Source organism: Cohnella thailandensis (genome assembly GCF_014212135.1).
Lineage (GTDB): Bacteria > Bacillota > Bacilli > Paenibacillales > Paenibacillaceae > Cohnella > Cohnella thailandensis.
In genome coordinates this window covers 155,829-176,522 of the sequence record NZ_JACJVQ010000017.1, presented here as the reverse complement: position 1 = coordinate 176,522, position 20,694 = coordinate 155,829, and the positions used below count along the sequence as shown (strand labels likewise).

Here is a 20,694-nt window from a genome sequence, read left to right as displayed (position 1 = left end):
ACACGTTCGATTGCATCCGTCGGCTATTAGCCTCCGTTTAGAAAAAAACAAATCGACGGATGCCCCGGCACCCGTCGATTCACTAATTGTTAGCTTATATGTTTAAGAAATGTTCAGATACAGCTTCGTGCCGTCCGAGAACTTGAAGATCGCCGCATCGGACCACAATTCCACGTTCGTCACTTTTTTCCACTTCCGCCGGAATTCGAGGTCGAGCGTCATTTCCTTCATACGTTCCTGCAGCAGCCGCCTGCTCTCCAGACGTTTGGCTCTATTCAGCAACGGCACCGTGCGACTGCCGAAATGCAGAATGTCCGTCATCTTAATCCCCCTCATCGTCGTAACCGTATCTTAAGATTACAAGAGAGAGATTAAGAAAGTTACAGGTTTTGACACTAACATTTTCCTAACAATTGTCGACAGTTTGCTCTACAGCTGCTTCCGGGACCGAACCTCGAAAATGCCGAACTTCAAATAGTGCCCCTCTTCGACGCCGCCCAGCTGTGGGTGGTCCTTGCCGGCCCCGCGCCATTCGATGCACCGGAGCGTCTTGCCGGCGTCCGCAGCCGCATCGAGAAGCGTCTCCATGAACAAGTCCGGCCGGACGTGGTAGGAACAGCTCGCCGTCACGAGGTAGCCGCCTTCGTTGATCAGCTTCATCGCCTGAAGATTGATCTCCTTGTAGCCGCGGATCGCCCCCGGCACGGCTCGCTTGGTCTTGGCGAAGGCCGGAGGGTCCAGAATGACGACGTCCCAGGTGCGGGCCTCCCCCGACAGCTTCTTGGACGTGTCCGTTTTGCCTTCGCTGCGAGCCGCCCGCTCCTCCTTGCCGCTGACCTGCTGGCGCAAATACTCGAAAGCGTCCGCCGTCACGAATTCTACCCTGTCCGTAAAGCCGTTCAGCTCGGCGTTCCGCTTCGCCGTCTCGATCGCGTGCGCGGAAACGTCGAGGCAAGTGACCTTCTTCGCGCCGTATTTGCACGCATGAAGCGTGAAGCTGCCGGTGTGCGCGAAGCATTCGAGCACGGTCGCGCCGTCCCAATAGGGGAACGTGACCTCGTTGCCTTTCGAATTGACGGGGACGAGCTTAACGCCATCTTCCGTCTCCCGCTCCTCCAGCTTGATTCCGCTGCGCGCGCCCCAACCCTTCACGACCGGCGCGATGGCGGCGCGATTCTCCCGCTGATCGAAGAAGTAGCCGGTTTTCTGGCCGCCTTCGATGTCGACCTCCACTTTCAGGCCGTTCTCCTCGATGACGATATGCCGCGGGCAATCGCCGTAGAGGACGCCGGTGCGCTCCTCCAGCCCTTCCAGCGTGCGGACGCCGACGTCGCTGCGCTCGTAAACGCCCTTGGGCTTAAACGTATCGACAAGCGCCGGAAGCCAGCTATCCCGGGCGACGTCCATGCCGAGAGTCAGCACCTGAACGACCAGGACGTCCTCGAAGCGATCGACGACCAAGCCGGGGAGGAAGTCCGCTTCTCCGAAAACGACCCGGCAAGACCTCTCGGCGCCCACGAAACGCTCCCGGTAAGCGGCGCATTGCCGGAATTTGTCCCGGAACCAATCCTCGTCCATCGCCTGCAGCGGCTGATAGGAGACGATCCTGACGGTGATCTGGGAGGAAGGGTTCCAATATCCCGTCGCTAAATATTGGCCTTTGTGATTATGGATCTCGACGAGATCTCCCGGGACCGGTTCTCCCTCCGTACGTTCGATCTCATTGGCATAGATCCAAGGATGGCCCTGCTCCAGACGCGGACGCCGCGAACGGGCGAGCACGACTCGCGCCTTCGCGGGCGTCTGCGCGGAAGCCGGGTTAGAAGCTTGATCTCCTGATTGATTCGAGCTTGCCATGGCTAGCTCCACCTTTCCTATCATGACTTGTCCGTTCATCACATATATTACTGGGCAAGCAAAAACGTTATCGTCTATTGCACGCCTCTTTGACGCTCTCGGCGGAGAGGCAGTCGGTCATATCGACTATAGCAACCTTATTGTAACGCGTTTTCTCCCTTTTGGCAGAGAAATTCGCGAACCTGTTCGACGCAGAAAGGAGCTGGTCTTCCCGATGATCGCCAATATCGTGTTCGCTTCGACGTTCGGACTGGCTCTCCTGCTCTTCGGAATGAAGCTGATGGAAGCCGCTCTTCGCCAATGGGCGGGAAGCCGCCTGCCCGAGGTGCTTGGCCGGACGACCTCGACTCCGCTGAAGGGCTTCCTCACGGGCACGCTATCTTCCGCGACGCTCCAGAGCGGCACGGCCGTGACCGTCATTACCATCGGGCTCGTGAACGCGGGGCTGCTCCCGCTCGGCCAGACTCTAGGCATCATTCTCGGCACGAACGTCGGCACCTGCTTGACGACCGAGCTGATGAGCCTTCGCCTGCACGATTACGGCATTCCCGTGCTGCTCGTCGCCCTCGCCGCGTGGGGCTGGACGGCGCTGGCCGGCGAGATGCAGCTTCTCCCCCGGCTGCCCAAGAGATGGATCGGGCCGATGCGGTTCGGGGCCGCCGCGCTCGCCGGTTTCGGCCTGCTGCTGATCGGCTTCGCCGTGCTTCAATCCATCGGGCCCCAGCTCCTGCAGAGCAGCAGCTTTCTCGAGCTGACGTCCAAAGCGGAAGCCGAGCCGATCTGGGGCGTGCTGGGCGGAGCCGCGCTCACCGCGGCCGTTCATTCCAGCGCCGCCGTCATCGGCATGTCCATGGGCCTCGCGAACTCCGGTGCCCTCTCTCCCGAGACGGGGATCGCCATCGTGCTCGGCGCCAACGTCGGAACCTGCTTCACGGGCCTGCTCGCCTCGCTCGGAGGGGGCAAAGGCGGCCGCTTCGTCGCCCTCGCCCAGATCGCGCTGAACGTGTCCGGAGCCGCCCTGTTCTACCCGTTCATGAGCCAGCTGCTCGCCGCCGCTTCCGCGTTCGCCCCCGACGATCCGGCGGCGCAGATCGCTCACGGCCAGACGATCTTCAACATCGCCTGCTCCCTGCTCGTTCTTCCGTTCGCCCAGCTGATGTACCGCCGCGGAAGCAGCGGGGCCGGCAAGAGCAGCGGACTTCCGCCCGCCGCTTAAAGCGGCTCAGCAGCTCTCCGAGCCCATCGCCGAACCGGCGGCGCCGGCTGCGATCGCCACGCCCGAGCTGGTGCCGAGACGGCTCGCGCCCGCGAGCAGCAGCTGCCGCGCTTTGGCCGCGTCGCGGATGCCTCCCGACGCCTTGACGCCCATTCGGGAAGAGACGCTCGCCTTCATGAGCGCGATATCGTCCGCCGTCGCACCTCCCGGTCCGAACCCGGTCGACGTCTTCACGTAATCCGCGCCGGCCGCTTCCGCCAGTCGGCAAGCTTCGCGCTTCTGATCGGACGTCAGCATGCCCGTCTCGAGAATGACCTTCACGAGCGCTCCGCCCTGTACGGCCTGGACGACGGCGGAGATGTCCCTCTCTACCGAAGCGTAGTCCCCCTCCAGCAGCTTGCCGACGGACAGCGCCATATCGATCTCCGCGGCTCCGTCCTCGACCGCCGCAGCCGCCTCGAAAGCCTTCGCGCGGGTCGCGCCGGCGCCCAGCGGGAAGCCGACCACCCCGCATACCTTCACGTTCGTGCCGCTCAGCTGCTCGCGGCATTGGCGAACCCACCTGCCGTTCACGCAGACGCCATAGAAGCCGTACAGAAGCGCTTCCTCGCACAGCTTCCGGAAGTCCGCGGAGCTTGCTTCCGCTTTAAGCAGCGTATGATCGATGAACGGAGCGATCGGCGTTCCCGGCAGCCAGATCGGGAATCTGCCGGCCGCGTCCGGACGGGAATGGCCGAGCGTCGAGATGCCGAGCTTCTCCAACGCTTGCCGCAGCACCTCGTCGTTCGTGTCGTAGCCTTCCGCCAGCTGAAGCCTCCAGCTCTCCTCCGGGCTGAACCAATCCACTCCGGAGATCTCTTCCGTCTGGGCCCTATGCGAGCCCTCTCCCGCTTCGACCAAATAATAATGAACTTCTTTCTGAACGGTTACGCGCTCCGAGGACTCGTATTCGTAACGAATGACGGACAACGGGGCCACGATCGCGCCCCTGATTCCCGTCTCCTCCTCCACCTCGCGCAACGCCGCCTGCCGCTCGGTCTCCTCCGCCTCCAGCTTGCCTTTCGCCAGAGTGATTTTGCCGAACCGGTCACGAATCAGCTGGATCTCCAGCCTGCCGTCTCGATTGCGGTAGACGACCCCGCCTGCCGATATCTCTTTCACCCGGGCCTCTCCTCCGATAGGTAGACAGCAGAAAGATTTCATACCGTCGGAGCTTTCCTGCGAACGATCCGTCGTTATGAAATCTCTCGCTGACCTCATGGTCCTTCTACGCTTGCATGGCCATCGGCCGCACGTCGCTCAGCACGGCGATCAGCTCGCCCCGATTCTCGTTCGCTCCGCTCTCGGTCACCCGAACGAGGCAGCGCTTGCGATACATCGACTCGTCGCCTTCGAATTCGACGGACAGATAGTTGTCGGAATAACCCGCCAGCCGCACCTTGCCGTCTTCGCCCTTCGTCACCCGCTCCGGAATGACCTCCAGCTCTTCGCCGACCCAATGGCGGCTGTACTCGCCCTGAAGACGTTCCGACAGCTCGATGAGCCGATGGACGCGGGCATGCTTGACCTCTTCGTCCACCTGTTCGTCCATGCGGGACGCCGGCGTTCCGGTTCGCTTGGAATAAGGGAACACGTGCATCTCGGAGAAGCCGATCCGCTCCATGAACCGGTAGCCGTTCTCGTACTGCTCCTCGGTCTCTCCCGGGAAGCCGACGATCACGTCGGTCGTGATGGCGACGCCGGGCATCGCTTCCTTGATTCGGGCGATCTTCCCGGCGAATTCCTCCGTCGTGTACTTGCGGCGCATTCTCTTCAGGATCGCGTCGTCCCCGGCTTGCAGCGGGATGTGCAGATGGCGGCACATCTTCTTGGAGCCGTTCAGCACCCGGATCATCTCGTCGTCGATCTGGCTCGCTTCGATGGAGCTGATGCGGATTCTCTCGAGTCCTTCGATCTTGTCGAGATCCTCCAGCAGGTTCGCCAGCCGGTAGCCTTCCAGATCGTCCCCGTAGCCTCCGGTGTGGATGCCGGTCAGGACGATCTCCTGATAGCCCGCGGCGACGAGCTGTCTCGCTTGGGACAGCACGCTCTCGGGCGCCCGGCTGCGGGACAGCCCGCGGGACCAAGGAATGATGCAGAAGGTGCAGAAGTTGTTGCAGCCCTCTTGGATCTTAAGGAAAGCGCGCGTCCGGTCGGCGAACGCCGGAACGTCCAGCTCCTCGAACTCGCGGGTCTTCATGATGTTGCGCACCGCGTTGACCGGCTTGCGGTCCCGCTGGATGTCCGAGATAAACGACATCAGCTTGTCGCGATCCTGCGTTCCGACGACGAGGTCGACGCCCGGAATCGCCATGATCTCCGCCGGCGACGTCTGCGCGTAGCAGCCCGTCACCGCGATGACGGCGTCCGGATTGCGGCGAACGGCGCGGCGGATGATCTGCCGGCTCTTCTTGTCGCCCGTATTCGTGACCGTGCACGTGTTGATGACGTAGACATCGGCGGTCGTCGTCTCGAAGTCGACCTGCTCGTAGCCTTCTTTCTTGAACAGCTGCCACATGGCTTCCGTATCGTAGAAATTCACCTTGCAGCCCAATGTGTAAAATGCCACCGAAGGCATCGTTCTTCAACCTCCCAATTCCCCGGATTCGTAAGCGACGCAAGCCAGCGCCACGAGCGCGGCCGTCTCCGTGCGAAGAATTCGCCTTCCCAGGCCGACCGGGACGGCCCCCGCCCCTACGGCTTGCTCCACCTCAAGGGGATCGAAGCCGCCCTCGGGACCGACGACCAGCAGCACCCGCGGAGATCGTTCCGCGTCGCCCGCGAATCCTAGTCGAAACGAAGAGAGCGCGGTTCGAAGTCCCGTCCCGCGTCTTCCTTCTTCTTCATAGCATATCAATGTCAGGTCGTAACGAGTCATGCTCTCGACGAGCGACTTCCAGGAACAGACCGCGGCGATCTCGGGAACGAGTCCGCGATGGGCCTGCTCCGCCGCTTCCTTCGCGATTTTGCGCCATCGCTCGAGGCGCTTCGCCTCCTTGCGCTCGTCGTACTGAACGACGGTGCGCTTCGACAGGAACGGCCGGAAGGCGGCGGCTCCCGCTTCGGTTCCTTTCTGGATGACCGTCTCCAGCTTGTCGCCCTTCGGCAAGCTCTGGGCGACCGTCACCCGCCAGCTCATCTCGGCCAAGCTTGGCCTTCGCTCCACGACCGACGCCGCGATGCGCCCCGGTTCGATGGAGACGATCTTCGCGAGCGTCTCGCTTCCCGAACCGTCGCAGGCGATGAATTCCTCGCCCGCTCTAGCCCTCATAACCGTAGCCAGATGCCGGGCATCGTCGCCTTCCAGGACGACTTGATCGGGTCCGACCTGCTCGGGCCCGACAAAATAACGCTGCATGCCATCTATCCTCCCGAAGACCCGAAGGACTTCCTTTTTTCAACGTTTCGGAGAATCTATTTTACTCGATCCTTATCCGAAACGTCTACGCACGGCTTCTTCGGCGTTCTAGACGCCAACGAGATTCCGCTCTCATTCCGCGTTGACCAGCTCTATCTCCTCTTCCGTCAGAACCTCCACCCGTATAGGCTCGGGATAATGGAAGAATCCGCGTGATGGCCGAAGATCGCCCCCGTAATCTCATGCATGCCCTGCACGATCGGCAGAGCCAGAGAGAACAGCGGATCGATCGTCGCGTCCCGAAGCGGCGGTATAAACACGAGGAGAATAAAGACGAAGATGCCCCATTGCTCGTTCTGGGCCATCCGGATTCTCAGCTTCACGGAAACGAATTCCTCGACGATCCGGTAACCGTCCAGCGGAGGCAAGGGAATCAGGTTGAACAGGAACAAAATAACGTTGATATGAAGCCAGTAAGCCATGAACATGCCTACGTTCTCCCGCACCGCCGCCGACGGATCGTTAAGCACGCCCAGGTTGACGAGAAGATACATGATCGCCAACCCGACGAAAGCGAGCAGGAGATTGCTGATCGGCCCCGCCGCGGTGACGAGAACGCTCATCAGCCGCGGATGCTTGAATCGGCCCCGGCGGACCGGGACGGGCTTCGCCCACCCGAATCCGGCGATCAGCAGAAAAATCACGCCGAGCCAGTCGATATGGGCCGCCGGGTTCAGCGTGACTCTGCCTTGCTCGTAAGCGGTCGAATCCCCGAACTTCCATGCGGTCCAGGCATGCGCGAATTCGTGTATCGTAAAAGCAACCAGCATCGTCACGACGACGAAGGGCATGTGCTCTAAGGGATACGCGAAAAAGTTCATTCGTCCTCCCCTTTCGGCTTGCCGGATACGAACGCGATCCAATCGTCCTGGCGAACGCGGTCGATGATCTCGAAGCCCGCGGCCTGCAAGGCGGAAGCCACGTCATCTTCTTTATTCTTGTAAATGCCGCTGGCGATATAAATGCCGCCCGGCTTCAGCACGTCGTATACGTCGCCGATGAAGAGTAGGATGATCTCCGCCAGGATGTTCGCGACGACGAGATCGACCGGAGGACGCACGCTGCTGACCTCTCCCGGCTGCCGCCCGCTGTCTTGAAGGACGCCAAGCAGATCGCTCAGCCGGATTTCGATCCGGTCCTCCAGTCCGTTCAGCTTGACGTTCTCCGTCGCGCTGGACACCGCGACCGGATCCAGATCGAGCGCCAGCACCCGGTTCGCGCCCAGCTTGATCGCCCCGATCGCCAGAATTCCGGAGCCCGTGCCGACGTCGATCACGTTGTCTCCTTCGTTGATCGCCCCCTCCAGCGTGCGCAGGCAAAGAGCCGTCGTCGGATGGGTCCCCGTTCCGAAGGCCATGCCGGGGTCCAGCTCGATAATGAGCTCGTCCGGCTTCGCCTCGTACTCCTCCCAAGTCGGCTTGATGGTGAGACGCTCGGAGACGGCGATCGGCTTGAAATACTTTTTCCAAGCGTGCGCCCAATCCTCTTCGTCCACCTCGGCCCGGCTGATCTCGAAGTCGCCGGCATCGTAGCCGAACTCCGGAAGCCCCTTGAGCAGCTCGTTCATCTCGGCGGCGATGCCGTCCATATCGGCATCTTCCGAGAAGTACCCTTTGATGTAGGCGTAACCGGCGGGAATATCGTTCAGAGGCTTGTCGTACCATTGCCCCAGCGAAGTGTCCCTCGGCTTATCCGGAGACCAGGATTCCTCGATGGAGACTCCCCCGGCGCCCAATTCGGTCAAATAATGCGCAACCATCTCTTGGGACGGTTCCGTCGCAAACACGGTCAATTCGAACCAACGCAACTTATGTTCCTCCCCGCAAACTCTAAAAAGCGCTCGTCGCGCCCGTGATGTCCTTCATTATACACGCAACGTTTCCCCGGACGCAAAAAAACGCTTCGCCGCGAGCATAAAGGCTGCGACGAAGCGTCGTCTTCAGTGACATTGGCCTCCGACCGACTCGATGACCTTGCGAGCCATCTCCACCGCTTCGGCGGGAACGTCAACCGTCAGGTTGAAGTCCGGCTGCCCTAAGGCGGAGTCCGTTCCGAGCTCGGCAGCCGCCTCGGTCCGGGAAGCTCCGATCAGCGAAGCGGACAGCTCGCTCATGCTGGAATCCGCGGAAGCCTGCTTGGAGCCGAAGTCGGCGCCTCCCCCCGATCTCTCCATGCGGAAACGATTCGCTCTTAAGGCGACTAGCTTGCGAACCGCTTCCTCGGCCTGTTCCTGATGATGGAAGCTTGCCTGAAGGGATTGCATGTCCACTTGGCTAATCCCCCTCGTATTCGGCCGCCCGGGCGTCCGCCTCTCGGGCGCGCTGCTGCGCGATCCGGTCTTCTTCGTCCGCCAGCTCGCCGGAGAACTCGACGTCCTCCGCTTTCGCGGTGGGCAAGGAGCCGGCTTCGGCGTCGTAAGAGCTTAGGTTTTGTCCATTGCCGTTATCTGTCATTCCGATCAGCCTCCCTCGGTTCACGGCAGATAAAATCAATGCCGATGATTGCATTAGCTTGCTCCGAACCAGGGAGGCTCATTCATGGCAGGCTGTACGAACGAACGAAGCCGGACGGATCCGCGGGGAGGTTCGCTCCGGGATTCCGTCCGGCTTCCATGGTCAAGGCCGATCGCCTAGTCGCCTCGGAAGGCTTTTTTCATGCGTTCGAAAATCGATTCATGATGCTCGCTGCTCGCTTCCTCTCCGCTCTTGGCGGCGAATTGGCGGAGCAGCTCCTTCTGGTCGTCATTCAGCTGAGTAGGGGTGACGACCGTCACCTTGACGTGCTGATCGCCTTGGCCGTAGCCGCGCAGCTTCGGCACTCCCTTGCCCTTCAAGCGGAAGAACGTACCGGTCTGGGTACCGCCCGGAATCTTCAGCTTCACCTTCTCCGTCAGCGTCGGAATCTCGATCTCGTCGCCGAGAGCCGCTTGGGCGAACGTCAGCGGAACCTCGCAGTAGATGTCGTCTCCTTCGCGCTCGAAGAAGTCGTGCGACTTCACCCGGAGCACCAGGTACAAGTCGCCGTTAGGTCCTCCGCGCACGCCGGCTTCTCCTTCGCCGCTGACGCGCAGCTGCGAGCCGTCGTCCACGCCGGCCGGAATCTTCACGTGGATCTTCCGTTGGCGCTTCACTTGGCCGCTGCCGCTGCAAGTCGTGCAGCGCTCGCGGATGATCTTGCCGCGGCCGCCGCAGTTGGAGCACGCGCGGCGGTTGACGATCCGGCCGAACGGCGTGTTCTGCGCCACTTCCTGCTGGCCGGAGCCATGGCAGACGGAGCAGGTGTCGATCTTGGTGCCCGGCTTCGCGCCGTTGCCGTGACAAGTGTCGCACGTCTCGGTCCGCGGAATCGTAATGTCGGTCTCTTTGCCGAATACCGCTTCCTTGAATTCGATCGTCATCGTGTACTGCAGGTCGTTGCCGCGCTGCGGGGCGTTAGGATCCCTGCGGCCGCCGCCGCCTCCGAAGAACATGTCGAAGATGTCTCCGAAGCCGCCGCCGAAGTCCGCTCCGCCCGCGCCGCCGCCGAAGCCGGCCATCGGGTCTTCATGCCCGTACTGGTCGTAGCGCGCCCGCTTCTGATCGTCGCTTAGGACGTCGTACGCTTCCTTGACTTCCTTGAACTTCTCCTCCGCGTCCGCTTCCTTGTTGACGTCCGGATGGTATTTGCGCGCGAGACCGCGGTAGGACTTCTTGATTTCGTCCGCGGAGGCGTTTCGGCCTACGCCAAGCACCTCATAGTAATCTTTCTTGTCGGCCACTTCCCCACCTCCATCTTCATGAGGAAAGTCAAAGCGGGCTTCGCGGCCGGAGAGCGCCTATCGTTCACTGAACGGATTTCCCCCGATAGCCGGTCTATATCTCCTTCCGGCCGCCGGACCTCGCCCCTTCGTTCGGAACGGTTGCTTCGCGAATGCAAAGGGGCTCGATGGGCGGACATAAATATTCCAGGGAGATATAGACCTTAGAGGAAATTCAGAAAACGGCTGGACGACTCGGCTAACCGAAGCTGCTTTGACTTTCGTTAACTATTCGGAATCTTATTTCTTGTCTTCGTCCACGACTTCGTAGTCGGCGTCGACGACGTTGTCCTTCTTCGGAGCCGAGCCCGCATCGCCGGCGGCTTCCGCTCCCGGAGCTCCTTGAGCGGCTTGCGCTTGCTCGTAGAGCTTGACGGAGAGCTGCTGAACGACTTCCGTCAACGCTTCGGTCGCGGATTTGATCTCGTCGAGGTTCTCGCTCTCGAGCGCCTTCTTGAGGGTTTCCTTCGCCGCTTCCGCCTTGGAGATCTCGCCGGCGTCAACCTTGTCGCCGAGGTCCTTGATCGTCTTCTCTACCGTGTAGATCAACTGGTCGCCGGAGTTCTTCGCTTCGATCAGTTCGCGGCGCTTCGCGTCTTCGTCGGCATGAAGCTCGGCTTCCTTCTGCATGCGCTCGATCTCTTCCTTGCTGAGGCCGCTGGAGGAAGTGATCGTGATCTTCTGGCTCTTGCCCGTTCCCTTATCGAGAGCGGAGACGTTCACGATGCCGTTGGCGTCGAGGTCGAAAGAGACTTCGATTTGCGGAACGCCGCGAGGAGCCGGCGGGATGTCGCTCAGGATAAAGCGGCCGAGCGTCTTGTTGTCCTTCGCCATCGCGCGCTCGCCTTGCAGAACGTGGATCTCGACCTGCGTTTGGTTGTCGGCGAAGGTGGAGAACACCTGCGACTTGCTCGTCGGGATCGTCGTGTTGCGGTCGATCATCTTCGTCATGACGCCGCCTGCCGTCTCGATGCCGAGAGACAGCGGAGTAACGTCGAGAAGCACGACGTCCTTGACTTCGCCGGTCAATACGCCGGCTTGCACGGCTGCTCCCAGCGCGACCACTTCGTCCGGGTTAACGCCCTTGTGAGGCTCTTTGCCCGTCAGCTTCTTGATCGCTTCTTGAACGGCCGGAATACGGGTGGAACCGCCGACCAGGACGATCTTGTCGATCTCCGAAGCGGACAAGCCGGCATCGGACATCGCTTGGCGGGTCGGAGCCATCGTGCGCTCGACCAGGGAAGCCGTCAGCTCGTCGAACTTCGCGCGGGACAGGTTCAGCTCCAAGTGCTGGGGAACGCCGTCGACCATCGTGATGAACGGTAGGGAGATCGTCGTGCTGAGGACGCCGGACAGTTCTTTCTTCGCCTTCTCGGCAGCATCCTTCAAGCGCTGAACGGCCGCCTTGTCCTTGAGCAGGTCGACGCCGTGCTCTTTCTTGAACTCGGCGGACAGATATTCCATGATCGCTTGGTCGAAATCGTCGCCGCCGAGGTGGTTATCGCCGCTCGTCGCCTTAACTTCGAAGAAGCCGTCGCCAAGCTCCAGGATAGAGACGTCGAACGTGCCTCCGCCAAGGTCGAAGACAAGAATCGTTTGGTCTTCTTGCTTCTCGAGGCCGTAAGCAAGCGCGGCAGCCGTCGGCTCGTTGACGATACGCAGCACCTCGAGACCGGCGATGCTGCCCGCGTCTTTGGTCGCTTGGCGCTGGCTGTCGTTAAAGTACGCCGGAACCGTGATAACCGCTTGGGTAACCGGTTGGCCGAGATAAGCCTCGGCATCCGACTTCAGCTTCTGGAGAATCATCGCGGAGATTTCTTGCGGCGTATAATCCTTGCCGTCGATCGTCTCCTTGTGGTTCGTTCCCATGTGGCGCTTGATCGAGATGATCGTGCGGTCCGGGTTCGTGATGGCCTGGCGCTTCGCCGTTTCGCCGATCGTGCGCTCGCCGTCCTTCTTGAAGCCTACGACCGAAGGGGTCGTGCGATTGCCTTCCGGATTCGGAATAACGACGGCTTCGCCGCCCTCCATTACCGCTACGCATGAGTTCGTCGTTCCCAAGTCGATACCAATTACCTTACTCATTATAAACAGCTCCTTCTCGCTAGGTTAACGTTGTTCTATCGTTACCCGCTGACTTTGACCATCGCGGGGCGAATGACTTTATCTTTAAGAATGTACCCGGCCTGCACGACCTCGACGACCGTGCCTTCTTCGTATTCGTCCGATTCCACTTGCATGATCGCTTGATGGAATTCGGGGTCGAACGGCTGGCCGACAGCCTCCATCTCCTTAAGCCCCTCGCCTTCCAGCACTTGCCACAGCTGACGGTAGATCATGTCCACGCCCTTAGCGAAGGACTGGACGTCGGCGGACTCGCCGCCTGTCGCCAGTGCCCGGCCGAAATTATCGACGACCGGAAGCAAGCTGCCGATAAGCTTAATCGATGCGTATTGGGCGAGCTCTTCCTTCTCTTTAAGCGTACGGCGGCGATAGTTATCGAAATCCGCCTGGGCTCGCAAAAACCGCCCGTTCGCTTCCTCCGCCTGCTTGCGGAGCTCCTCAAGGCGAGGATCTTCCTGAATGGCGTCCTCCGCCTCGATCTCGTTGTTCGAATCCGCCCGCTCCTCCGTCGTCTCTTGAACGGCTTCCTCGGAAGCGGCGTTGCGCTCTTGTTCCATCTCTTCGTGCTCCTTCATTTCTGGACTGCTCACGCAGGGATCACCTCCTTACCGTACCACTCGACTAATCGGGATATACCCTTTTACTTGTGCTGCTTGGCGTACCACGACGACATATCCTTGGACAAATAGTCAAGCAAGCTCAGTACCTTCACGTAATCCATACGGGTAGGACCCAGTATGCCGATCGATCCGAGGGATTGTCCTTCAAAGGAAAAAGTGGCCGTAATCAAGCTGCACTGATTGATCGCTTCCATCGCATTCTCCGTGCCTATTCTAACCTGAATGCCTTCCGGAACGGAATGGAAAAGCCGCAGAAGCTTCGGCGTCTCGTCAAGCATATCCAGAATATCCTTGACCTTGCCCAAATCCTTGAATTCCGGCTGGGTCAGAATATTGGTGGTTCCGCTGAGATAGACCTTGGGCTCCGTCTTCTCGGCCAGAGTCGTCTCCAGCACGTCGAGAATCTGCTCGCAGCTATCGACGATCCGGCTGAGCTCCTTGCCGATCTCGCTGTGGAGCACCGACTTCACCTTGATGAACGGAATTCCGCTCAATTTATGATTGAGCAGATTCACGATCTTCTGGATGTCGTCCATGCCGATTCCTTCCGGTATGCTCACGGTGCGATGCTCCACGTGCCCCGTGCTCGTCACGATGATCGCGACGGCGGACGATTCGTTGATCGGAACGAGCTGAAAATGCTTCAGCGTCGCCTGGAACGTCTCCGGGCCAAGCACGATCGAGGTGTAGTTCGTCAGCTGCGACAGAATCGTCGCGGCGTGGCCGATGACTTCTTCCCATAGGATCATCTTCTCGGCAAAAAAGCCCCGGATCTTCCGCATGTCCTGCTCGCCGATTCCGCCTACTTGAATGAGGTGGTCGACGTAATAGCGGTAGCCTTTAATGGAGGGAACGCGCCCGGCGGACGTGTGAGGCTGCTCCAGCAGGCCCAGCTCCTCCAGATCGGCCATCTCGTTCCGAATCGTAGCCGGACTGAAGGCTACGTCCGATCGTTTCGATATGCTGCGAGAACCGACCGGCTCAGCAGAACGGATATAGTCGTCGACTATGGCATTAAGGATCATTCTCTGACGTTCGCTTAGCACTCCGCGTCCCCTCCCTGTTTTGTCGTTAGCACTCAATGTGGTTGAGTGCTAATCACTACTACAAAAATACCAAACCGTTCCGGTCGTTGTCAAGAACGTTCCGTACGGTTTGGCGCCTGCTTGCAATGGTTATGCGTATGAATGCCGATCAGGATGGAACGGATTCGTTCAGCACGCGGACGACGGCGATCTCGTCGCAGGCATGCCGCTTGCTGCAGTGAACGCAGTCGGTCCATACCTTCTCAGGGAAAATCTCCTTGTCGACGACCTTGAATCCGTTCTTAAGGAAGAAGTCGACCGCATACGTAAGCGCCATGACCTTCGGAGTCTTCATCGCGCGCGCCTCTTCTATCAACGCGTTCACGATCATCGTTCCTAGCCCTTTGCCCTTGTAGCCCTCGGCCATGCCGAGCGAGCGAATCTCGACCAGATCGGCCCCGAGACGGAACAAGGAACCGCACCCGATGAGCATGCCGCCCTCTTCCGCAACGAAGAAAGAATCGATGTGGCGCAGCAGCGCCTCTCTGGATCGCGGAAGCATGATCCCCTTGGCTGCGTATCCTTGAATGAGCTCGTGCAAGGCATCCACGTCTGTTGGATTCGCCTTGCGGCAAGTAATGGTCATGTTCACGCGTATCCCTTCTTTCCCTGAATCCGAAATCAATCGATGTGAATAAATATACAACAGAGCGAATGATAACTCAATAGTGTTTTTTACGCAAGTTGCGCGATCGTGTTATAAAAAAATCAACTAACCTCCGTTATGCATTTCTTCTTATAATGAAGGAAAGGAGAGGATCGCATGGACAAAACGGAATCGATCGGCGCTTATGCGCTGGAGTTGGCCATTGCCGACTTCCGCGGAACGAAGAAGCTGGGCGACGGGGCCTTAAAGCAACTCTCGGAAGAGGGAATCGGCTGGAAGCCCGAGCCGGAGAGCAACAGCGTCGCCGTCATCGTCCAGCACATGGCCGGCAACATGCTCTCGAGATGGACGGACTTTCTGACAAGCGACGGGGAGAAGCCGGATCGGAACCGCGATGCGGAATTCGAGGAAAAGGAGTGGACGAGGGAAACGCTGATCGAGCTATGGGAGCGTGGCTGGAAGGCGCTGTTTGACGCGATAGAGTCTCTGCGCCCCGACGATCTGCTGCGCACGGTGACCATCCGCGGGGAACCGCATACCGTGCTTAAAGCAATCCATCGCCAGATTACGCATCTGTCCTATCACACGGGCCAGATCGTCTATCTCGTCAAAGCCGCTCGTTCCGCGAGCTGGAACACCTTGAGCATCGCCAAAGGCCAGTCTCGGGCTTTTAACGAGAAGATGGCGGATCGCTCGAATGAGTAAAGCGGCGGCTGGAACTCTCCAGCCGCCGCTTTACCATTTGCTTATCGCTTCACTCCAAGAAAGCTCCGAACACTTCGTTGCCCAGAGGAATGCCGGTCTCCGTCAGACGGTATCCCGCGGAGACTCCCTCTCCGAACGGCTCGATGAGGCCTTGGCCGCGCAGCTTCCAGAGCACCGGCCCGAAGACGTCTTCCAGGGAAGCGCCGGCGAACTGCTTCTTGAATTCCTCCCCCCGAACGCCCTCCAGCAACCGCAATCCGACCATCATGAAGTCCTCCATGGCCTCCCGGACCGGGACGGGATTGGTTTCTTTCCGAGGGAGACCCTCGTTCGCGGCGTCGATGTAGGCCTGCACTCCCTTGATGTTCAGATGACGCTCTCCTCCGGCATACCCGTGCGCTCCCGCGCCGAGCCCGTAATAAGGCTCGTTATGCCAATAGGTCGAGTTGTGGCGGCTCTCGCGTCCGGGCTTCGCGAAGTTGCTGATTTCGTACTGCGCGTAGCCCGCCGCGCCCAGCCGGTCGCGGAGATGCCGGTACATCTCCACCTCGAGATCCTCTTCGGGCAGGGGCAGCTCTCCTCGCTCGTACAAACGATGGAAAAGCGTATTTTCCTCCACCTTGAGGCTGTACAGCGAATAATGCGGCAGGTCGAGCTGAAGCGCCGTCGTGACGCTGTCCGCCAGATGCTTCAGCGTCTGCCGCGGCAGGCCGAACATCAGGTCGATGGACAAGTTCGTAAAGCCCGCCTCGCGGGCATTGCCGATGCTGCGAATGACGTCGTCCGCTTCGTGGATGCGGCCGATCGCTTTCAGCAGCTCGTTGTCGAACGATTGCGCGCCGAAGCTGATCCGGTTCACTCCGCCGGCCAGCATCGCTTCCAGCTTCGCCGGATCGGTCGTGCCGGGATTCGCCTCCATCGTGAATTCGGCATCCCTAGCCACCGGGAAGTGTCTGGAGACCGAATCCAGGAACCGCTTCATCTGAACGGGGTTCAGCACGGTCGGCGTCCCGCCTCCGACGAACACCTTCCGGATCGTTTCGGGAGGAAGAGCTTGCACGGTCTGCTCCATCTCCCGCTCCAGCGCGTCCAGATAAGCGTCGACCGGCTGCCCTTCCACCACGTAGGAGTTGAAGTCGCAATAAAAGCACTTATTCGTGCAGAAGGGGATATGGATATAGAGCGCGCGGGGAGTCCATTCGTGCAAGGGGACCCGGGCCGCCCCTTCCGCGGAACGATTCATTAAGGGACCGACGGACATCGGCGTTCCCTCCTTTCTATCCGTAAGCAAGGAATGAACCGGTCTCCCGGTTCATTCCTCGTCTCCAATCATCTATTCGTCGATCTTCAGGACGGCCATGAACGCCTCTTGAGGCACTTCGACGTTGCCGACCTGCTTCATCCGCTTCTTGCCTTCCTTCTGCTTCTCGAGCAGCTTGCGCTTCCGCGAGATGTCCCCGCCGTAGCACTTCGCGAGAACGTTCTTGCGCATCGCCTTGATCGTCTCGCGGGAGATGATCTTCTGCCCGACCGCCGCCTGGATCGGCACCTCGAACATCTGGCGGGGAATGAGGTCCTTGAGCTTCTCGCAGATGATGCGGCCGCGCTGATAAGCGCGATCCCGGTGAACGATGAAGCTCAAGGCGTCGACCTGCTCGCCGTTCAGCAGGATATCCATCTTCACCAAGTTGGACTGGCGATAGCCGGAGATCTCGTAATCGAAGGAAGCGTAGCCCTTCGTGCTGGACTTCAGTTGGTCGAAGAAGTCGTAAACGATCTCGGCGAGCGGGATCTCGTACTTGAGCGTGACCCGGTTCGTGTCCAGGTACTGCATGTCGATGAACTCTCCGCGCTTGCCTTGGCAGAGCTCCATGATCGCGCCGACGTAATCCTTCGGGACGATGATCGACGCCTTCACGTACGGCTCTTCGACGAAGTCGAGCTTCGCCGTATCCGGATACTCGGAAGGGTTCGAGATGTCGAGCTGTTCGCCGTTCGTCAGCGTTACCTTGTAAATAACGCTCGGAGCCGTCGTGATCAGCGGGATGTTGAACTCGCGTTCGATTCTCTCCTGGATGACGTCCATGTGCAGCATGCCGAGGAAGCCGCAGCGGAAGCCGAAGCCGAGCGCCTGGGACGTCTCCGGCTCGAATCGCAGGGAGGCGTCGTTCAGCTCCAGCTTCTCTAGAGCGTCGCGCAGGTCGTTGTAGTCCGAAGAATCGATCGGATACAGGCCGCAGAAGACCATCGGATTGATCCGCTTGTAGCCGGGCAGCGGCTCCGCGGTCGGCGCCTTCGCGTTCGTGATCGTATCGCCGACGCGCGTATCCTTGACGTTCTTGATCGAGGCGGTCACGAAGCCGACGTCGCCCGGACCGAGCTCGTCGACGACGGTCGCGCGGGGCTTGAACGTTCCGACTTCGACGACGTCGAAGGTCGCGCCCGTCGCCATGAACTTGATCGGGGTGCCCGCGCGGATGCTTCCGTCGATCACGCGGACGTAGCAGACGACTCCCTTATAGGCGTCATAGTGCGAGTCGAAGATCAGCGCCTTGAGCGGCGCGTCGATGTTCCCTTGCGGAGCCGGGATCTTGTGGACGACCTGCTCCAGAATCTCCTTGATGCCGATGCCGTTCTTCGCGGATGCGAGCACCGCTTCGCTGGCGTCGAGGCCGATGACGTCCTCGACCTCCTGCTTCACCCGTTCGGGCTCCGCGCTCGGCAGGTCGATCTTGTTGATGACCGGAAGGATCTCGAGGTTGTTGTCGAGCGCCAGGTAGACGTTCGCCAGCGTCTGGGCTTCGATGCCCTGGGCCGCGTCCACGATCAGCAGCGCTCCTTCGCAGGCCGCCAAGCTGCGCGACACTTCGTACGTGAAGTCGACATGCCCCGGCGTGTCGATGAGATGAAGCGTGTACGTCTCGCCGTTGTCGGCCTTATATTGGAGCCGGACCGCCTGGAGCTTGATGGTGATGCCCCGCTCCCGCTCCAAATCCATAGAATCGAGTATTTGGTCCTGCATCTCGCGGGACGTCAGCGTTCCCGTATATTCCAAGATGCGGTCGGCCAAAGTCGATTTGCCATGGTCGATATGCGCGATAATGCAGAAATTGCGAATATGGCTCTGTTTGCGTTGATTGTCTGCCATCAGTACCTCCACCGGATCCTCGAATCATGAGGCTATCCAATCTATTATAGCAACGGATCGGCAGGTCATCAATCGCCGCGATCGTTTAGTCTCCGGGAGGCCTCTCGATCCGGAGACCTTGGACATGGCGCTTGCCCATCTGCTTCCGGAGCTTCCGGTTGGCGATCGTATCGAAGACGATATCCATATCGTAATCCTGAGGGTACAATCGGGAGCCGTCGATATAAGGCTTGACGCGTTTTCGGTTGATGCGGAGCTTCTGTCCCTTGACTTGAACGATCATATTGCCTCGCTCGTCGTGCAGCTTAAACACGACTCCCGTCACCTTCAGGTTCGGAATCCAGACGACGTCTCCGACCTTAAAGGCCGGTTCCTCGGCCTCCTCGCGATTCGCAGCCGGCCGCCGCGCGGGATCTCCGGAGCTTCTTGAACTCCCTTTCGCTTCCGCCGGGGGAAGCTCCGCGCCTTCGAACAGCGCCCCGTCCTCCGTCTTCCCCCGTCCCGCTTGAAGCCGCTCCGCTATCTCTTTGGCCCGACGAAGGATTTTCTCCTCCACCCCGAGCTTCCTCGCGATCACGAAAGCGTAGCTGTCGCCCGCTTCTCCCATGTCCAGCCGGTAAAGAGGACGCAGCGACTCCTCGTCGAATGCCATTCGGGCGTTGCGAAACCCCGGAGTTACCCGGGCGAACTGCTTGATCTCGTTAAAATGGGTGGTGGCCAGCACGACGCTTCCTCTTCTATGGAGCTCCTCCAGCACGGCGATCGACAGCCCGACCCCTTCGCCCGGATCGGTTCCGGTCGCGAGCTCGTCAAGCAGGACAAGCGTAGCCCGGCCGGCCTCCGACAGAATGCCGATCAGGTTCGTCAAGTGGGCGGAGAAGGTGCTGAGCGAACGATCCAAGTTCTGATCGTCCCCGATATCCGCCTCCACCTGGCGAAAAACGGCCAATCGGCTGCCTTCTTCCGCGGGAACGAGGAGCCCCGTCTGGGCCATCAACGTCAGCAGTCCGACCGTCTTCAGGGCGATTGTCTTGCCGCCCGTATTCGGTCCCGTTATGAGCAGCGAGCGGTAATCGTCCCCGACCTTCACGTTCAAGGGAACGGCATTCGCGCCGAGGAAAGGATGCCTCGCTCCCTTAAGCTCGATGATTCCTTCTTCGTTCAATTCGACGGGACGCCCGTCGATCGCGAGCGCCCATCTCGCCTTCGCGATCAGCAAGTCGTAGTGGCCGACCGTCTCGATGTTGACGGACAGCTCCTGCCGGTTGGTCTCGGCTTCTTCCGTTAAGCCCGCCAGAATACGCATCTCCTCCCGATTCTCTTCGGAACGCAGCATTTGAAGCTCTTCCGCCAGAGAACTCGCTTCCTCCGGCTCGACGAACACCGTCTGGCCACTGGACGATTCGTCGAGAACCGCTCCCCGGATGAATTTGCGGTATTCCTTCTTAATAGGAAGAACGAATCGGCCGCCCCTCTGGCTGACCAGCCTCTCCTGCAGATGGGAGGAATGCTTCGCCATCAGCGCTTCCAGCTTCCGGTGAAGCTTCTCCTCCGCGATCCGGATCCGCTTGCGGACCTTCCCGAGCTCCGCGCTCGCCCCGTCGACGATCCGCCCCCGGTCGATGCTGGTCTCGATCGAGCGGAGCAAGCCGTCCAGCTCGTACATGGAAGCCGAATAAGAAGCGACGACGGACGCCTCCAAGGATTTGGCTTCCATGAACTTCATCAGCTGCCCGCAGCTGCGAATAAACCGGGCCAGGCAGCCCAGCTGCTGCTCGGACAGAATATACCCCGTGCCGAGAAGCGCCATGACCTCCTCCACCCCTTCAAGCGACGGCAGCGGCGGCTGCGCTCCTTTGGACAGAAGCTTCCTAGTTTCCTCGGTCTCCGCCATGCGGGCCCGAATCGTCACCCGATCCGTCGAAGGCTGCAGACGCTCGGCCAGCTTCCTTCCCGGATACGTGACGAGGTATTGCCTAACCGTATCCAGCGCTCTATGATATTCCAGTTTGATTAACGAATGTTCTCTCATGGGACGTGCCTCCGTTTTCTTCTTCGAAATTTACCGAACGGCAAAAA

At 60.0% G+C, this 20,694-nt stretch carries 19 protein-coding genes; 2 read left to right on the top strand and 17 right to left on the bottom strand.

What is annotated here, in order from left to right; all coding sequences use genetic code 11:
• Nucleotides 1-102: 102 nt before the first annotated feature.
• Together H7B67_RS19005 and H7B67_RS19000 are read right to left on the bottom strand one after the other, a co-directional pair.
• Nucleotides 103-321, bottom strand: a complete 219-nt coding sequence (locus tag H7B67_RS19005; protein WP_185121437.1) for a hypothetical protein — start codon at nucleotides 319-321, stop codon at nucleotides 103-105.
• 108 nt (nucleotides 322-429) lie between these two features.
• Nucleotides 430-1,857, bottom strand: a complete 1,428-nt coding sequence (locus tag H7B67_RS19000) for a class I SAM-dependent rRNA methyltransferase (protein ID WP_185121436.1) — start codon at nucleotides 1,855-1,857, stop codon at nucleotides 430-432.
• A 214-nt stretch (nucleotides 1,858-2,071) separates the two neighbouring features.
• On the opposite strand from H7B67_RS19000, the gene H7B67_RS18995 reads away from it, so the two are divergent.
• Nucleotides 2,072-3,073 carry a Na/Pi cotransporter family protein gene (locus tag H7B67_RS18995; protein WP_185121435.1) on the top strand — a complete coding sequence of 334 codons (1,002 nt, stop codon included), beginning with the start codon at nucleotides 2,072-2,074 and terminating at the stop codon, nucleotides 3,071-3,073.
• A 6-nt stretch (nucleotides 3,074-3,079) separates the two neighbouring features.
• Here the strand turns inward: H7B67_RS18995 and deoC are convergent, their stop codons facing one another.
• The 12 genes from deoC to H7B67_RS18935 all read right to left on the bottom strand — a co-directional run bounded on the left by deoC (nucleotide 3,080) and on the right by H7B67_RS18935 (nucleotide 14,741).
• Entirely contained in the window at nucleotides 3,080-4,234 is a 1,155-nt protein-coding gene (gene deoC, locus H7B67_RS31335) for a deoxyribose-phosphate aldolase (protein WP_342592469.1), read from the bottom strand.
• Between the two features lie 106 nt (nucleotides 4,235-4,340).
• On the bottom strand, nucleotides 4,341-5,690 hold the full coding sequence (mtaB, locus tag H7B67_RS18985; RefSeq protein ID WP_185121433.1) for a tRNA (N(6)-L-threonylcarbamoyladenosine(37)-C(2))-methylthiotransferase MtaB: 1,350 nt from the start codon (nucleotides 5,688-5,690) through the stop codon (nucleotides 4,341-4,343).
• A gap of 6 nt (nucleotides 5,691-5,696) precedes the next feature.
• Nucleotides 5,697-6,470, bottom strand: coding sequence for an RsmE family RNA methyltransferase (locus tag H7B67_RS18980; RefSeq protein WP_185121432.1), 774 nt, complete (start codon nucleotides 6,468-6,470; stop codon nucleotides 5,697-5,699).
• 167 nt (nucleotides 6,471-6,637) lie between these two features.
• Nucleotides 6,638-7,351 carry a site-2 protease family protein gene (locus H7B67_RS18975; protein ID WP_185121431.1) on the bottom strand — a complete coding sequence of 238 codons (714 nt, stop codon included), beginning with the start codon at nucleotides 7,349-7,351 and terminating at the stop codon, nucleotides 6,638-6,640.
• Nucleotides 7,348-8,337 (bottom strand): 50S ribosomal protein L11 methyltransferase, encoded by a 990-nt coding sequence (gene prmA / locus H7B67_RS18970; RefSeq protein WP_185121430.1) that lies wholly within the window; start codon nucleotides 8,335-8,337, stop codon nucleotides 7,348-7,350. Before prmA ends, H7B67_RS18975 begins: the two co-directional genes overlap by 4 nt.
• Nucleotides 8,338-8,469: 132 nt before the next feature.
• Entirely contained in the window at nucleotides 8,470-8,799 is a 330-nt protein-coding gene (locus H7B67_RS18965; RefSeq protein WP_185121429.1) for a hypothetical protein, read from the bottom strand.
• Nucleotides 8,800-8,803: 4 nt separating this feature from the next.
• Nucleotides 8,804-8,983 (bottom strand): YfhD family protein, encoded by a 180-nt coding sequence (locus tag H7B67_RS18960; protein WP_185121428.1) that lies wholly within the window; start codon nucleotides 8,981-8,983, stop codon nucleotides 8,804-8,806.
• Nucleotides 8,984-9,159: 176 nt separating this feature from the next.
• Entirely contained in the window at nucleotides 9,160-10,287 is a 1,128-nt protein-coding gene (gene dnaJ, locus H7B67_RS18955) for a molecular chaperone DnaJ (RefSeq protein ID WP_185121427.1), read from the bottom strand.
• A 279-nt stretch (nucleotides 10,288-10,566) separates the two neighbouring features.
• On the bottom strand, nucleotides 10,567-12,411 hold the full coding sequence (dnaK, locus tag H7B67_RS18950; RefSeq protein WP_185121426.1) for a molecular chaperone DnaK: 1,845 nt from the start codon (nucleotides 12,409-12,411) through the stop codon (nucleotides 10,567-10,569).
• Nucleotides 12,412-12,452: 41 nt separating this feature from the next.
• Nucleotides 12,453-13,025 carry a nucleotide exchange factor GrpE gene (grpE, locus tag H7B67_RS18945; protein WP_185121669.1) on the bottom strand — a complete coding sequence of 191 codons (573 nt, stop codon included), beginning with the start codon at nucleotides 13,023-13,025 and terminating at the stop codon, nucleotides 12,453-12,455.
• A 65-nt stretch (nucleotides 13,026-13,090) separates the two neighbouring features.
• Entirely contained in the window at nucleotides 13,091-14,116 is a 1,026-nt protein-coding gene (gene hrcA, locus H7B67_RS18940) for a heat-inducible transcriptional repressor HrcA (protein ID WP_185121425.1), read from the bottom strand.
• Between the two features lie 148 nt (nucleotides 14,117-14,264).
• Nucleotides 14,265-14,741: an N-acetyltransferase gene (locus tag H7B67_RS18935; protein WP_185121668.1), complete on the bottom strand. Its 477-nt coding sequence runs from the start codon at nucleotides 14,739-14,741 to the stop codon at nucleotides 14,265-14,267.
• A 177-nt stretch (nucleotides 14,742-14,918) separates the two neighbouring features.
• Between H7B67_RS18935 and H7B67_RS18930 the strand changes: the two genes are divergently transcribed.
• The gene (locus tag H7B67_RS18930) at nucleotides 14,919-15,467 is read left to right on the top strand and encodes a DinB family protein (protein WP_185121424.1); all 549 of its coding nucleotides are present in this window, start codon (nucleotides 14,919-14,921) and stop codon (nucleotides 15,465-15,467) included.
• 49 nt (nucleotides 15,468-15,516) lie between these two features.
• On the opposite strand, the gene hemW is transcribed toward H7B67_RS18930, so the two are convergent.
• The 3 genes from hemW to H7B67_RS18915 all read right to left on the bottom strand — a co-directional run bounded on the left by hemW (nucleotide 15,517) and on the right by H7B67_RS18915 (nucleotide 20,647).
• Nucleotides 15,517-16,710, bottom strand: coding sequence for a radical SAM family heme chaperone HemW (hemW, locus tag H7B67_RS18925; RefSeq protein WP_185121667.1), 1,194 nt, complete (start codon nucleotides 16,708-16,710; stop codon nucleotides 15,517-15,519).
• 90 nt (nucleotides 16,711-16,800) lie between these two features.
• Nucleotides 16,801-18,615 (bottom strand): translation elongation factor 4, encoded by a 1,815-nt coding sequence (lepA, locus tag H7B67_RS18920; protein ID WP_185121423.1) that lies wholly within the window; start codon nucleotides 18,613-18,615, stop codon nucleotides 16,801-16,803.
• An 85-nt stretch (nucleotides 18,616-18,700) separates the two neighbouring features.
• Entirely contained in the window at nucleotides 18,701-20,647 is a 1,947-nt protein-coding gene (locus H7B67_RS18915; protein ID WP_185121422.1) for an endonuclease MutS2, read from the bottom strand.
• Between the last annotated feature and the right edge of the window lie 47 nt (nucleotides 20,648-20,694).

What these genes read in the sequence shown, in the direction of transcription:
- H7B67_RS19005 (WP_185121437.1), bottom strand. Translation starts at nt 321, where the DNA reads ATGACGGACATTCTGCATTTCGGCAGTCGCACGGTGCCGTTGCTGAAT.
- H7B67_RS19000 (WP_185121436.1), bottom strand. Translation starts at nt 1,857, where the DNA reads ATGGCAAGCTCGAATCAATCAGGAGATCAAGCTTCTAACCCGGCTTCC.
- H7B67_RS18995 (WP_185121435.1), top strand. Translation starts at nt 2,072, where the DNA reads ATGATCGCCAATATCGTGTTCGCTTCGACGTTCGGACTGGCTCTCCTG.
- mtaB (WP_185121433.1), bottom strand. Translation starts at nt 5,690, where the DNA reads ATGCCTTCGGTGGCATTTTACACATTGGGCTGCAAGGTGAATTTCTAC.
- H7B67_RS18980 (WP_185121432.1), bottom strand. Translation starts at nt 6,470, where the DNA reads ATGCAGCGTTATTTTGTCGGGCCCGAGCAGGTCGGACCCGATCAAGTC.
- H7B67_RS18975 (WP_185121431.1), bottom strand. Translation starts at nt 7,351, where the DNA reads ATGAACTTTTTCGCGTATCCCTTAGAGCACATGCCCTTCGTCGTCGTG.
- H7B67_RS18960 (WP_185121428.1), bottom strand. Translation starts at nt 8,983, where the DNA reads ATGACAGATAACGGCAATGGACAAAACCTAAGCTCTTACGACGCCGAA.
- dnaK (WP_185121426.1), bottom strand. Translation starts at nt 12,411, where the DNA reads ATGAGTAAGGTAATTGGTATCGACTTGGGAACGACGAACTCATGCGTA.
- grpE (WP_185121669.1), bottom strand. Translation starts at nt 13,025, where the DNA reads ATGAAGGAGCACGAAGAGATGGAACAAGAGCGCAACGCCGCTTCCGAG.
- H7B67_RS18935 (WP_185121668.1), bottom strand. Translation starts at nt 14,741, where the DNA reads ATGACCATTACTTGCCGCAAGGCGAATCCAACAGACGTGGATGCCTTG.
- H7B67_RS18930 (WP_185121424.1), top strand. Translation starts at nt 14,919, where the DNA reads ATGGACAAAACGGAATCGATCGGCGCTTATGCGCTGGAGTTGGCCATT.
- hemW (WP_185121667.1), bottom strand. Translation starts at nt 16,710, where the DNA reads ATGAATCGTTCCGCGGAAGGGGCGGCCCGGGTCCCCTTGCACGAATGG.
- lepA (WP_185121423.1), bottom strand. Translation starts at nt 18,615, where the DNA reads ATGGCAGACAATCAACGCAAACAGAGCCATATTCGCAATTTCTGCATT.
- H7B67_RS18915 (WP_185121422.1), bottom strand. Translation starts at nt 20,647, where the DNA reads ATGAGAGAACATTCGTTAATCAAACTGGAATATCATAGAGCGCTGGAT.